Source organism: Desulfolutivibrio sulfodismutans DSM 3696 (assembly GCF_013376455.1).
GTDB lineage: Bacteria > Desulfobacterota > Desulfovibrionia > Desulfovibrionales > Desulfovibrionaceae > Desulfolutivibrio > Desulfolutivibrio sulfodismutans.
The window spans coordinates 1,193,332-1,206,762 of record NZ_CP045504.1; the positions used below are offsets into that span (position 1 = coordinate 1,193,332).

Genomic DNA, 13,431 nt, shown 5'->3' on the forward strand with positions numbered 1-13,431 from the left:
CAACAACCTCTCATGCAAGAGAAAAAATGCCGTGCATATTTTATTGCCGGATAACACGAAATCCTCTTATACATGGCAATATCGCTCTTTCCGTCATGGCGGTCGTCATGCACGGAAAAAGACTCGCCAATACTGACGATGTTGATTTTCAAATTCAAGACAGAGGGGAGGGACCATTCAAGTTGGTGAGACAAGAGGGAAGGCCAATTCGCAAGATCCTTCATCATCTTCAGAGAAAGCTGACACGGCGGCAACCGCCGTAGCGATGCCGTAGCCACCCCGGGGATAGGTGCGGGACGTCACAGACCCGAAAAACACGGCCGACATGCCGAAAAACACGGCCGACATGCCGAAAAACGGGACGCCCGTCCCTGTCCCCTGTTTTCCGTCGGCCGCCGGAAAGCGCACACGCCGACCACGGCCATGGGCCGCGCCCCCGGAATCCGTGTCGGCGAATGGCAGGGCAAACTCGCTGCCCGCCACCTTTTCCCCGAAACACCCTGCCGCCTGTTTCCGGAGCAAAGCGCTCGTGTGATGTTCCACAAATACGCATGTGCTTCGTTTGGCAGAAAGCAGCGTTATGTGGGCCAAGGCCGAGGAGCCACGACCACAAGCTACTACCCGGCTCTTTACGGAACGCGGCTCTAGGGCTTGCGCTGCCGCGCCGCTTCAGCCAGCCCGGCGGCGATGTCCCGGGCCAAGGCCGCCGCCAGACGGCTCTGGGCGTCCGTCAGGGCGGCGTAATCCGGCCCCTGGGCCGTGTCCGTCAGCTGCGAGGAGCGCCACAAGACCACCTCGCCCCCGGCGTCCAGCACCGCCCAATCGGCCTTCAGCACGGCCTGGCCGCCGAGGACGCCGTCGTAGCGCCGCACCTGGATGGTCACCTGCCGTTCAGGATGCATCCCCCCGGGCCAGGGGGAGGAGACCATGGGCCCGGCGCAGACCATGCCCGCCAGATTCTCCATGAGGATGCGCTCGAAATTGTTGCGTACGGGCTCGATCCACTGATCGAACTCGGCCAGATGCATGGCCGTGCCCGCCCCGGCGGTGACGATCTGGGTCCGGTCCAGGTAGGCCGGAAACTCCACCGGGCCGATTCCCAGGGACGGGCAGGCCCCGGCATCGCCAGGGGTTCCCCCCGCTCCCTCCACGGCGGCCGGGATGGCGGTCAGGGAATAGAACCGGGTGGGGGGGCTCTTGCCGCATCCGGCCATGAGCAAAACCGCCGCCAGGATCGCCGCCAGGGGGGCCAGCCGGGCCAAGGCGGCCGGGCCGCCGTACTGTGTCTGCCTGTGGGACATGGCCTATCTCCTCGGTCCTTTTCCCTGGATGAGCGCCTCGGGATGGCGCTCCAGATAATCGGCCAAGGCCCGCAGGGACCGGGCGGCAGTGGCGATTTCGCGCAGGGCGGCGTTCAAATCGGTCACGGTGGGGGAATCGGACCTGGTGAGCCGCTGGATGGACGCCAGGGCCGCCGAACCCTCCTTGAGGGTGGCGTCCAGCATGCCCAGGGTCTTTCCGGCCGCCGTGGACAGCCCGGACGTGCGCTGGTTCAAGTCCCGGGCCAGTTCGGTGTAGCTTTGGATGGCCACATCCAGATTTTGGGCCAGGGGATCGACCTTGTCCTGAAGTTCGCGCAAAAGCCCCTTGCCCGCATCCAGGGTCTTGTCCAGCTTGGAGGGCAGGGCCTGAATCTCCGGGGAATTGACGAGGCTGTCGATGCCGGTCACTGCGGCCGTAAGGCGATCCACCAGGGTCTCCAGGGGCAGTTTGGTCAGGGTCTGGGTCAGCTTCTCGAAGGCCGAGGGCACGGTGGGGATCTCGGGGAGCCCGCTGTCGCCCACCAGGCGCACGGCCGTGTCGGGCATGATGTCCAGGGCCACGGCCAACTGTCCGGTGACGAAACTCTGGGTGACGAGCTGGGCCCGCAGCCCCCGCTCCACCAGCTTGGTCAAAAGCTCGTGCACGCTCTCCTGGCTGGCCTGGAGCAGGCTCTCGTCCTTGGGGGCTTTGGCCTTGTTCACGGTCATGCGCACCTTGCCGCCCTCGATCTCCACCACCACGGGGATGTAGAAATGCAGATCCCCGGCGTCGGCGTCGATGCTGATTCCCGTGACCTGGCCGATGGGCACGCCGCGAAACAGGACGGGGGCCCCCACCTGAAGGCCATTGACGGAATTCTCGAAGAACATGATGAATTCGTACTTGGGGGTGAAAAACATGCCCGATCCGAACACGATGACCGCACCCACGCCAAGGGCCACGGCCCCCAGGACAAAGGCTCCGATCATGCTTTTTTTGACTTTGCTGGCCACGACCATGTTCTCCGTTCGTTGCGCCGGGGCGGCTACTTTTCGCCCCTGGTCAGGAAATGCCGCAGATTGGCGTCGGTGGTGTTCTGCAAAAGCTCCTTGGGATCCCCGCTTGCGGTCATGGTCCGGGTCTCCACGTCAAGGAACACGCAATTGTTGCCGATGGCGAAAATGCTGGCCAGTTCATGGGTGACCACCACGATGGTGGCGTGCAGGCTGTCCCGGATCTCAAGGATCAATTCGTCGAGCAGATGGGCGCTGATGGGATCCAGCCCGGCCGAGGGCTCGTCGAAAAAAAGGATATCCGGGTCAAGGGCCATGGCCCGGGCCAGTCCGGCCCGTTTGACCATGCCGCCGCTAATCTCCGAGGGATAGAAGTCCTCGAAGCCCGCCAGCCCCACAAGGGCGAGTTTGAGCGAGGCCAGCTCCCGGATCTCCTTGGCGGGCAGCGTGGTGTACTGCTGCAAGGGCATGGCGATGTTCTCGGCCAGGGTCATGGAGCTGAAAAGCGCGCCGCGCTGGTAGAGGATGCCCGTTTTGCGCAAAATGGCGTCCCGGCTGTCCTCGTCGACCTCCCACAGGCTGCCCTCCTGGTAAAGCACCTGTCCCTTGGCTGGCTCCTTGAGCCCCACCAAGACCCGCAACAGCGTGCTCTTGCCGCAGCCGCTGCCGCCCATGACGATGAAGATGTCCCCGCGCCGGATGGTGAAACTTAAGTCGCGCATGATGACGAAATCGCCATAGGACATGTCCAGGTTTTTCACCGTGATGCGCGGCGGGGCGAGATCCATGACCATGGGCCTTTTCCGGACGCCCTAGACGCCCAGGATGTTGCACACCACGGTGATGATGGCCGTGGCGATGATGATGGCCAGGATGCTGGTGACCACGGCCGAGGTGGCGGCCTGGCCCACGGCCAGGGCGCTGCGGCCGCAACGCATGCCCCGATAGCACCCGGCCAGGGCCACCAATACCCCGAAAACCGTGCTGTGCACCAGCCCGATCCAGAAGTTGGCCAGGGGCACGGACTGCCAGGTGTTGGAGAAATACTGCACCGGATTGATGCCCAGCATCAGCGACCCCACGATGAACCCGCCCAAAACGCCCATGAGGTCGGCGTAGATGCACAAAAGCGGCATCATGAACACCAGGGCGATCAGGCGCGGCAGGACCAGAAATTCCGTGGGCGAAAACCCGAAGGTGCGCAGGGCGTCGATCTCCTCGTTGACCTGCATGGTGCCGAGCTCGGCGGCATAGGCCGCGCCCGTGCGGCCGGCCATGATGATGCCGGTCATGATCGCGCCCATGACCCGGACCATGGCGATGCCCACGATGGTGGAGACGTAGATCTGGGCCCCGAACTGCTGGAGCTGGATGGCCCCCACAAAGGCCAGGATCAACCCCACCAGAAGGCTGATGAGGGACACGATGGGCAGGGCGTCGATCCCGGCCTGCTTGATGAGCAACATCAATTGGGAGCGCTGGAAAACGGCCCGCCCGCGCACGAAACTGCCGCAGGCCAGGGCCACTTCCCCTAAAAATTCCAAAAGATTGCTCACCGACTGGCCGATCCCCAGGACCGCGCCGCCCACCCGGTCCAGGAAGGATTCGGACACGTCCGCCTTGGCCGCGCCCTTGCGCTCCGGCACCTTGACCGCCAGATCCATCAGGCTGCCCGCCCCCTCCGGAAGCCCCGTGGTGTCCGCGGCTACCCCGGCCGCCTCGGCCAGGCGCATGATCCGCAGGCAAAAGGCCAGAAGCCTGCTGTCCCAGCCCGTCACCCCGGCGGATTCGAAGGTCAGGGAGGCAGGCTTTTCGCTGCCCTGCATGGCCGTGGCCACCGCCTGGACATCCGGGATTGCCGCCCCCATGCGCCAGTCCCCGGCCAGGGCCACGCGCACCGCCCCGCCGTCGCGGGTCACGGCGCAGGTGGCCAGGGGGGTCGTCTGGGATATCTGTTTTTTGGTCATGGCTGTGGTCCACGCTGTTCGACGAGGCCGCGAAGACCCTTCAATGAGATGTTGTCTTTGTCAAGAAGAACCCGGCCACCCGAAAAGGATGCGCCATGCCCCCTGCCCCTCCCGCACACGTCCAATTTTTCATCTCTTCATCACGAAAGCGCCATCATGATTACCGTATGGTACGCGCGTGACGGGCGGGCCGCGACCTTGTTGCAGTTCGAAGCCCCATGCCGTCCCCCCCGGCCGAGGACCGTGCATCTGGGACGAAAGATGGTCATTTCGTCTCGACGGAAGAGGGAAAATGGGTCACTGTCGTCGCAATTTTCTGCAAAACAGTCGACGGACGCCCCATGCGACGTTTCGGCCGCCCCCTCTCCCGCATCCCAAGGAGGAAACCACATGAGCCAGGACGATATCGACCGCCTTATGGCCTATCTCCGCGAGCATCCCGAGGAAATGCAACGGGTCCACGCCATGCTGACCCGGGAAATCGTGGCCTTTGCGGCCATGAAGGGCTTCGAGATCACCGAGGAGGAGCTCAAGGCCAGGCAGGCATTGGTGCATCTGATCAACGGCACCTAGTGCGGCGTTCACAAAGCAACATGCCTGTTTTCGTGAATAAAAACCATAACTCAAAGGTGTTGCCGCTCGCCAAACCGTAACGGAAATTTCCGGACGCAACGCTAGCCAAACCACCCAGGCACGGTTTCCGCCGACACGCTTCGAACCAGCAGCCCGCCGCGGCTGGCCGGGAAGACTGCTTCCTCCCGCCACGCGACGCCCAAGGAGCCTCATGTCGCTGCCCTTTTTCACCGAGATCGACGGCTACACCCTGTTTCTGCTTGTGTCCTCCCTGGGGATCGCCCTGTCGTTCGAATTCGTCAACGGCTTCCACGACACGGCCAACGCCGTGGCCACGGTCATCTACACCAAGTCCCTGCGGGCGCGCACGGCCGTAGCCCTCTCGGGCCTCTGTAATTTTCTGGGCGTACACCTGGGCGGCATCGCCGTGGCCTATTCCATCGTCCATCTGTTGCCGGTGGATCTGCTGGTGGCCGTGAACACCGACCTGGGCCTGTCCATGGTCTTCGCCCTGCTGGTGTCGGCCATCCTGTGGAACTTCGGCACCTGGTACCTGGGGCTTCCGGCCTCAAGCTCCCACACCCTCATCGGCTCCATCCTCGGGGTGGGTCTGGCCAACGCCTTTCGCGAGGGCCTGCCCCTGGAGGCCGGGGTCAATTGGAGCAAGGCCGCCGAGGTGGGCCTGTCGCTGTTCCTTTCCCCGGTCATCGGTTTCGTGTGCGCAGGGGCCTTGCTCCTTCTCATGACGAAATACCTCCGCTCCTCCATCATCAACGAGGCCCCCAAGGGCGACAAGCCGCCGCCCATGGCCCTTCGCGCGGCCCTCATCGCCTCCGGACTCGGCGTCAGCCTGGCCCACGGCTCAAACGACGGCCAAAAGGGCGTGGGGCTGATCATGCTCATCCTCATCGGCATCCTGCCCGGGGCCTATGCCTTAAACCTCGACACCGACGCGCCGGAAATCGGCCAGGTGACATACGCCGCCGGACAGCTCACGGACTATTTCAACGCCCATCGCCAGGAGATCAACAAAGGGCTGGCCGACGGCAATCTTTTTCACCGTCCAAACGAGACCTCGTCGCCCGTGGACTGCGACATCACCCAGGCCGTGGAAGCGGCCCAGGCCCTGCAACTGCGTCTGGCCGGAATCGCCACCTTGTCCGAGCTGCCCGAAGAGGCCCGCTGGGAGACCCGCACCAACATCCTGTGCCTGGACGACGCCGCCGAGGACATGCAGCTCCTGCCCGGCACGCCCCTGGCCGACATCGAACGCCTGCAGGACTGGCGCACGACCCTGCGCGGCCCCACGGAATACGCTCCGGACTGGGTGCTGCTGGCCGTGTCCCTGGCCCTGGGCGTCGGCACCATGGTGGGCTGGAAGCGCATTGTGGTGACCATCGGGGAGCGCATCGGCAAGACCCGGCTGACCTACGGCCAGGGCTGCGCGGCCCAGGTAGTGGCCATGAGCACCATCGGGCTGGCGGATTTCGCGGGACTGCCCGTGTCCACCACCCACGTCCTGTCCTCGGGCGTGGCCGGAACCATGGCCGCCGGGAAATCCGGACTCCAGATGCGCACCCTGCGCTCCATCGCCATGGCCTGGGTGCTGACCCTGCCAGCGGCCATGCTCCTTGGCGCGGGTCTGTTCTTTCTCTTCGCGGCCATGGGCTGAGCCCCCTTTCCGTCCGGCCCGGTTCTAAGATAGACTGCGCGCCATGCATCCGACACCCGGCCCGCACCGTGGCGACATGCCGCCCGGCATCCCATGCGGCTGACCGCCCGCAAGGCCCAGCCATGGGTTTCCGTGCTGCTCATCGGCCTTCTGCTCGTGCATCCCTTCGTGTCCGCGCGCATCGGGGCCTTTCTTTTCGTCCTGGCCTCCCTGGGGGCGCTTTCCCTGTCCATCACCCACCGGGACCGCAAGCTGCGCATCTATTTCTACATCGCCAGCGCCCTGCTCCTGTGGTCCGTCTTCTGGAACGTGCAGGAGGGAGCGCATCGGATATTCGTCTATCTCCTGTGTACGTCAACCTATTTTCTTTTCCTCATCATTGTCATAAGCGACCTGCTGCGGTCAAAGGAAGTCACAAAAAACGAAATTTTCGCCCTCATCAACTGCTATCTCATCGCAGGAACCGTCTTTTCCTTCATCTATGAACTCGCATACTTTTTAGACCCGGCCTCTCTTTCATTCCAATCCGGATCAGTAGGAAATCACAGCGTTTTTCTCTACCTCAGTTTCTCCACCATCACCACCCTCGGTTATGGCGACATCGTCCCCGTCGCGCCGTTTTTACGCCACGTCGCCGTCCTGGAGGCCATTTTCGGCCAGTTCTACATCGCCATCGTGGTGGCCTTCATCCTGAGCCGCTACATCCAGCACCGCAACACATTGCCCCCGGCCTGATCGTCAAAGGCGCACAGGCCTGGACCGGCCGGGACGACGGCCCCGGGCCGGGACCGGCCTCATCCGGCGCAATTCCCGCCAAACGACTCCACACCCCATGTTGACACGCATTTTTATTTTGTACTAACATATGGATATATTTTTAGATGTTATATTCTTTTTTCGTCAAGAATCCGCCAATGGAAGCCGTTTCCGGCGCATGGCACAGGCAATCGTGCCAGAGATCAACGCGCCGCCGGTTCCGCAACCTGCCCCATGAAGGAGCCCGCCATGTCCATGGTCCGACGCCGTGCGTTTTCCCTCATCCTGGCCCTATTGATGTTGTGGTCCGCCATCCCGGGCCCCGGCGGCGCGTGGCGCGTCCGGGATGGACCAAGCCAAGGCCGCCCTGGAACAGGCCATGGCCGAGGTGGGCGAGAAAAAAGGCAGCCAGACCGTGTTGGTGCTGACCAACGCCGCGTATGCGCGCCTTGACGGCGATTCGGCCGTGGGATTTCTCGACGTGGCCACGGCAGTCACCGGGGCGACCTTCGGGGCGCGGTCCCTGCTTGGCGTGCACTCCTCCATGCTGTCGCCCCTGTGGTTTTCGCTCTACAGCCCGGCCAGCAACACCCTCGTCTACGCCGTCCAGAAAGACGGGGCGTTCGCCATCCAGAAGATCGACGCCAATCCCGAGCATCTGCTTACGCCCGACAACTGGAAGGCGGCCGGGTCCGGGATCATCGGCGGGTCGCTCTTCTCCGTGGCCAGCATCAGCCTGGCCTGGGCCGTGGCGCCGGATTACATGTCGCTCCAGGCGGCCTCGTTCCACGACCATTTCTGCCCGGGGGTCAACTACGGGCTGATCATCGGCGACTACATCGAGAAGCGGTTCCCCCTGGGACCGGGTGACTCCTATGTGTTCGCCGTGGCCCCGTCCCGGTGCGCGGCCGACGCCCTGCAGGTCATGTACAACACCACCACGGGCAAAGGCGGCGACTACGGCATGGGCATCTCCGAGGCCGATCTGGCGAAATACGCTGTGAACGGGGTGAAGCCCACGGCGGTGGTCATGCGGGTGAACAGGAAAAACGACGTCTGCGACGCCGTGGCCCTGGGCATCGACTCGGCCCGACTGTACGCGGACATCAAGATGGACGAGGCGGAGCTTTCGCCTGCGGGCGGGGGCCAGAACCCGCTGTTCTACATCGCCCGAACCCGGGCCTCGCGGGAGATGTGCCGTTTGCCCAAGGAGCAGCGCATCGGCTACGTGGTGGAGCTGGCCAAGACGTCCGGCAAGGCGGATCTGGCCGACAAGATCACGGCCAATGATCCCTACGCCAAGGTGTTCGGGAAATAGGCGGGGCGACGGCCCGGGGCCGGAAACAGGCTGACGCGGGCTCGCGCGGCTTGGTTTGGACGTGTCCGGGCCGTGATGGGTTGGTGACGGAACCGTCCGGACATCAAACGCAGAATTGACGATCCCCCCGTCCACATGGTGTGCGGGCGGGGGGTTTCTCGACGCCAACGCTTCAAACATGCTAACGCCATGTGACGATGCGCATGCAGGAGGTCACAAATGCTCACGCATGATCAACTGACCCAAAAGATGCTGGCCGATCCCGCCGTCAGGGAGGCCCATGCGGCCATGGCCCCGGAGTTCGCCCTTTGAGACCGCTGCACAATCCTCTGATGTCGTTACGGAATTCTCTCGAAAGGTCTCGGTCGTCTGTTTCCGCCGTCGTTTAGCCGACAGCGCTGATCTTGTTTCACCTTGAGGCGGCGTTCGTCACTCCTTAGCGTAAGTGTTCCTCAACATCCCGCTTTGAGCACCGCTTTTTTCAAGTTGAAAGCCATAGCGTTGAGTAAAAATTCAAGTTCAACCTTGGCTACCCCCAGGTAACGCGTCCGGAAGAAGCCATAACCTCTTTTGAGCGTTCCGAAAGCCCGTTCCACCTTCGACCGGACGCTGCTAACTTGACGATTTGCCGCTTTTTCGGCGGGGTTCAGCGCACGGTTGCGAGCGGCCTTATGCATGATGCCGTCGGCAAGTCTCCGAGCTTGGAGCACATGCCTGTTCAACTGGCTGCTGTATCCCTTGTCCGCATAGATGCGGCCCCCTGGCATGGGGCCAATCTCATCAAGAATATCCACGAATTCCTGCGTATCCGAACGGTTGGCGGGCGTGACATGGCCGCCGAGGAGAAAGCCGTCCCGGCTGTCCGTGGCCGCATGGACTTTGTAGCCGTAATAAGCCCGGTTCCCTTTGCGCAACCAGGCCGCATCGGCGTCATCGGAGTAGCTGATGGTTACGTCCGACGCCTCGTCGTCATCTTCCTCGCGATCTTCGGGAAGAATATCGATTACTTTGAGGGGGCGGCGCGAGGAGGTGATGACGCTCGCGTCCACGATGGCTCCTTCACGTACCAGTAAGCCGCGCCGCTGGAGTTGATGGTTGAGTTTGTCCAGAAGCCGCTTCAAGACGTTTTTTTCAAGCAGGCTCTGCCGAAACCGGCAAATGGTCGAGGAATCGGGCACCTCGTCATGATCAAGGGAAAGGCCCACGAATCGGACAAAGGACAACCGATCGTACAAGCATTCCTCCACCGCCGCGTCGCTCAGGTTGTACCACCTCTGGAGCAGAAGGATTTTAAACATCGGCAACGGTGCATATGCAGGATTACCAACGGCATTGACGACTCGGCTGAGCTTTTTTCGAAGAAGCTTCTCAAACGGCTTCCAATCAATGAGGCGATCAATCTCATCCAGAAAGCATTCCTTGTGCCTGCGATGGGACACGACGTAGTCGGCAATACCGGGCTTTTTGGAATTGCGCTCGCTCATGATCGCCTCCATCATTTTTGATGGAGAAAATATAGCATAATTGCCTAAAATTACAATAGAATTGTGCCATTTTTCCGTGCAACGGTCTCCCTTTTGGACGAACTACTGCGGGAGCGAAAGGCGGCCGGATTGAGCCAGACCCAGGTGATTGCACGCATGGGGCTCGTGGGAACCAAGGCCTAGGCCGCGGCCCGGCTGGAACCCGGCTGGTGAGCGGCAGGCATTCGCCGTCCGTGGCGACGCTTCGCAACTACGCCAAGGCGGTGGGGAAAAAGTTTATCATTCAGTTGCAGTAGGATACGCCAAAAGAGCACGGACGTAGTTCTGTAGAATTTGATTTGGGAACATCGACATCTAACTATTAGCCGATGCAAAAATTGATAATTTTATATCATATCCGGAACAATGTAGCCAGTTACTTCTTTTCAAAGTTACGGATTTCCCAGAAACAACACCACTATAGTCACAACTATCAAGAAACACCTCATCAATATTGATCGATTTCCTGTCAAATACCTTCTCAAGAAGAGCAGTTGCTACTTCATAAAATAGACTTTCAGACTCTTCTCTGCCCGCAACACAACCTACATTCAATATCAATTTCAGAACCCTAGCAACATATTCATCGCCCTCGATATAATACGCCAAATTATTCATTCCATCCGTGTTATCAACGCTAACGTTTGCATCCGAATACCATTCTTCATCAATTTTATTATAACTACCTGTAGCAAGTCCATATTCGTCCAAAAAGTATTTTGCTTTGTACGGCGACCAACCTAAATCAGGTGAAACATACGGTGGATTTCGCTCGTTTGCATTCAACACTGAAATCTTATCAAACAATTTTTCAACATCGTCCCTATTGTTAACATGACTTTGCATCATGAGATTTACCCACTTTTCAAGAGACTTTATATCATTTTTATACTTCAAAGCGGACACTACAACCGCGTACAATATTAATTTTTTATCATCCATTTTTATCTTTAATTGCATAAATACCCTTTCATAGACAATATAAAGAAAAATTAAATACAAAAATGGGAAATATAGAAATGTCAGCCACACGGGAACAAGAAACTCGACAACAGCCCCCCTTAAATCCGATGTTCTGTCATCAATAAAGCAAACAATACTATTTCCAAGTACAATCAACGCAACCACACCTAGTACTATTTTTGAAAATTTTACCGCCTTTTGATATGCAACATCGTGCTCGCCAAAAGCAATCACTATCGAAAAAAATACGCTACATAGAACAACAATAAATTCTATACCCAAACTAAAATTATACATTTCTGACACAAACACTACGATAGCAAGAAGACCAAGACTCTTGACTAATTCATTTTTATAATTGAATATGTATTTTTTGTCACTTACCAATGAAAATAACGACGAAAATGAGAATGTTAACATCCATATTATTGTTGTTTTTAAATTTTCACTCGACAAAAAACCTATTATATACAAAAAATATACGATTATAAAAATGTAACATATCATCAAAACAATGATGATTTGAATAGGCCTACTGAAAAATGCTCTTATGACATCAAGAGCTGGCCCCCGCGTTCTTTTACAAATAAATATTGAAACAAGTAATATCAAAAGATATACCAATAATGCAAATTCTCTATTAGTCAGCCATCCAAACCAGTCACTCATATTCAATCATCCCCATCCCCCTCACCAACCCAAAACACCCCGCCAGCATCATGTCGCCGCCGGGGCAGGGAAAAACCGCATCATGCCCGCGCAAGAGCCCGCGCTTCGGGCCGATGATGAACGTCTGCCGGAATCCCCTGGCCTCCAGCGGCAGCGGCAGCGTCATGCACCCATGCCCGCCCGCGTCGAAGACCATATCCAGCGTCAGCCCGCCGCGCCGGAACATCTCCAGATCCTCCCACACCCCGTCCGGCTGGCGGATGCCTTGGTGTTGCTCGTAGATGCCGAATATCCGTCCGCCGAAGATCAGCGCCCCCAGGATATGGCTGTTGCCCATATTGAGGATCACCGCCCCGGCCTCGTCGCAGGCCGCGGCCACGTCCGGATCAAATAGCGCCCCCAGGACCGCCGCCGAGGCCGTATCCGCCGTCAATCCGCCGCCGATGGAGTCCCGCAGGGCCTTTAAGCGGGTGAGCATCACCGGCGGCGTCTCATACACCAACGCCTCGGGCCGCCCGTCGGCCTCGGCCAGAAACGTCTCCCACAGGGAAAACCGGCTGCGGCGGTTGCTGACCCCCGGCGCGAACCCGTGATCCTGGGCCGCCGCCGCCACATGGTCCGGCATGGGCAGCCCGGCCGCGCCCAGAAACGCCCGCCAGAATCCCGGATCGTAGTCGGCCAGGGCCACGGCCACATGCCCCTTGGGACAGTCGTCCGTCAGTTCGATGCCCATCTTGGTCAGGCGCGCCATGTCGTCGCCCAGCGAAAAGGCCGCCGCAGGCGTGGCCGACACGAAAAGCCCGGCATCCAGGTGGGCCTTGACGACGCGGGAAAAGCCGCCGCCCATGTTCGTGCCGAAGAGATGAACGCCCCGCCCGGCCGCCGTCAGTTCGCGGATTTTGCCCGCCACCATGCGGGCCGGGGACGGCAGCACGAATTTCGGGCAGTTTTCGGGGTCAAGGGACGGATCATAATACAAAACGTCCTGGGTGCCCGAACCGATGTCCAGACACAGGGTGGTACGGCTCATGTGCGCTCCATGCGGCTGTGGTGTGTCAGAAAAGATTCAGGCGTGCTGTATCCCTGCCGGGCCTTTTGGTCCAGAGGGGAAAGACCTTCCCGCGCCAGAACCGGGGAAGCCGCCCGAAAAGGAAACACGGGGCATGCCCCGTGGCCGTCCGGCGCGGCCATGCGGCCAGGGCCCGGTTACCCCTTGCCCCCCGGCCCGGAATGGGTTTACATCGCCTTTCGGCGCGACGGACCCCGCGCCAACTCTTGCTTCGGAGGAACCCCATGATTCCCAAGGATCTGTTGTATTCGAAAAGCCACGAATGGGCCAAGATCGAGGGCGGCATCGCCGTGGTGGGCATCACCCACTTCGCCCAGGAGCAGCTCGGCGACATCACCTACGTGGACCTGCCCCAGGTCGGCGCCGTGTTCGAGGCCGGACAGGAGATGGGCTCCGTTGAGTCGGTCAAGGCCGCCAGCGAGCTGTATTGCCCCGTGTCCGGCGAGGTGATCGAACAAAATCCCGAGCTCGACGCCGCCCCGGAAAAGGTCAACGCCGACCCGTACGGCGAGGGCTGGATGATCAAGATAAAGGTCGCCGACGAGCCCATCGACCTCATGTCTCCCGAGGAATACGCGGAAATCGCCCAGGCCGAACACTGATCCG

At 59.9% G+C, this 13,431-nt stretch carries 12 protein-coding genes; 5 read left to right on the plus strand and 7 right to left on the minus strand.

Going from position 1 to position 13,431, the window contains the following annotated elements; genetic code table 11:
- Nucleotides 1-644 precede the first annotated feature (644 nt).
- The 4 genes from GD606_RS05685 to GD606_RS05700 are packed head-to-tail and all read right to left on the minus strand — an operon-like array spanning nucleotide 645 to nucleotide 4,282.
- Nucleotides 645-1,301 carry a PqiC family protein gene (locus GD606_RS05685; protein WP_163303396.1) on the minus strand — a complete coding sequence of 219 codons (657 nt, stop codon included), beginning with the start codon at nucleotides 1,299-1,301 and terminating at the stop codon, nucleotides 645-647.
- A 3-nt stretch (nucleotides 1,302-1,304) separates the two neighbouring features.
- Nucleotides 1,305-2,321 (minus strand): MlaD family protein, encoded by a 1,017-nt coding sequence (locus GD606_RS05690; RefSeq protein WP_211922247.1) that lies wholly within the window; start codon nucleotides 2,319-2,321, stop codon nucleotides 1,305-1,307.
- A gap of 26 nt (nucleotides 2,322-2,347) precedes the next feature.
- A complete protein-coding gene (locus tag GD606_RS05695; RefSeq protein ID WP_163303403.1) occupies nucleotides 2,348-3,103 on the minus strand; it encodes an ABC transporter ATP-binding protein in 756 nt (251 codons plus the stop codon).
- Nucleotides 3,104-3,127: 24 nt separating this feature from the next.
- Nucleotides 3,128-4,282: an MlaE family ABC transporter permease gene (locus tag GD606_RS05700; protein ID WP_163303398.1), complete on the minus strand. Its 1,155-nt coding sequence runs from the start codon at nucleotides 4,280-4,282 to the stop codon at nucleotides 3,128-3,130.
- A gap of 390 nt (nucleotides 4,283-4,672) precedes the next feature.
- Between GD606_RS05700 and GD606_RS05705 the strand changes: the two genes are divergently transcribed.
- From GD606_RS05705 to GD606_RS05720, 4 genes are all read left to right on the plus strand, one after another.
- Nucleotides 4,673-4,855, plus strand: coding sequence for a Nif11-like leader peptide family natural product precursor (locus tag GD606_RS05705; protein ID WP_163303399.1), 183 nt, complete (start codon nucleotides 4,673-4,675; stop codon nucleotides 4,853-4,855).
- A 211-nt stretch (nucleotides 4,856-5,066) separates the two neighbouring features.
- Nucleotides 5,067-6,527: an inorganic phosphate transporter gene (locus GD606_RS05710; RefSeq protein WP_163303400.1), complete on the plus strand. Its 1,461-nt coding sequence runs from the start codon at nucleotides 5,067-5,069 to the stop codon at nucleotides 6,525-6,527.
- Nucleotides 6,528-6,620: 93 nt separating this feature from the next.
- On the plus strand, nucleotides 6,621-7,262 hold the full coding sequence (locus GD606_RS05715) for a potassium channel family protein (RefSeq protein ID WP_163303401.1): 642 nt from the start codon (nucleotides 6,621-6,623) through the stop codon (nucleotides 7,260-7,262).
- Nucleotides 7,263-7,629: 367 nt separating this feature from the next.
- Nucleotides 7,630-8,601: an FmdE family protein gene (locus GD606_RS05720; RefSeq protein ID WP_163303402.1), complete on the plus strand. Its 972-nt coding sequence runs from the start codon at nucleotides 7,630-7,632 to the stop codon at nucleotides 8,599-8,601.
- A gap of 452 nt (nucleotides 8,602-9,053) precedes the next feature.
- Here GD606_RS05720 and GD606_RS05725 read toward each other — a convergent pair whose 3' ends face one another.
- From GD606_RS05725 to GD606_RS05735, 3 genes are all read right to left on the minus strand, one after another.
- The gene (locus GD606_RS05725; protein ID WP_176629173.1) at nucleotides 9,054-10,085 is read right to left on the minus strand and encodes an IS5 family transposase; all 1,032 of its coding nucleotides are present in this window, start codon (nucleotides 10,083-10,085) and stop codon (nucleotides 9,054-9,056) included.
- A 354-nt stretch (nucleotides 10,086-10,439) separates the two neighbouring features.
- A complete protein-coding gene (locus GD606_RS05730; protein WP_163303831.1) occupies nucleotides 10,440-11,756 on the minus strand; it encodes a hypothetical protein in 1,317 nt (438 codons plus the stop codon).
- Nucleotides 11,749-12,786, minus strand: coding sequence for a DUF1786 domain-containing protein (locus GD606_RS05735; RefSeq protein WP_163303832.1), 1,038 nt, complete (start codon nucleotides 12,784-12,786; stop codon nucleotides 11,749-11,751). Before GD606_RS05735 ends, GD606_RS05730 begins: the two co-directional genes overlap by 8 nt.
- A gap of 263 nt (nucleotides 12,787-13,049) precedes the next feature.
- On the opposite strand from GD606_RS05735, the gene gcvH reads away from it, so the two are divergent.
- Entirely contained in the window at nucleotides 13,050-13,427 is a 378-nt protein-coding gene (gcvH, locus tag GD606_RS05740) for a glycine cleavage system protein GcvH (protein ID WP_176629230.1), read from the plus strand.
- The last annotated feature ends 4 nt before the right edge of the window (nucleotides 13,428-13,431 follow it).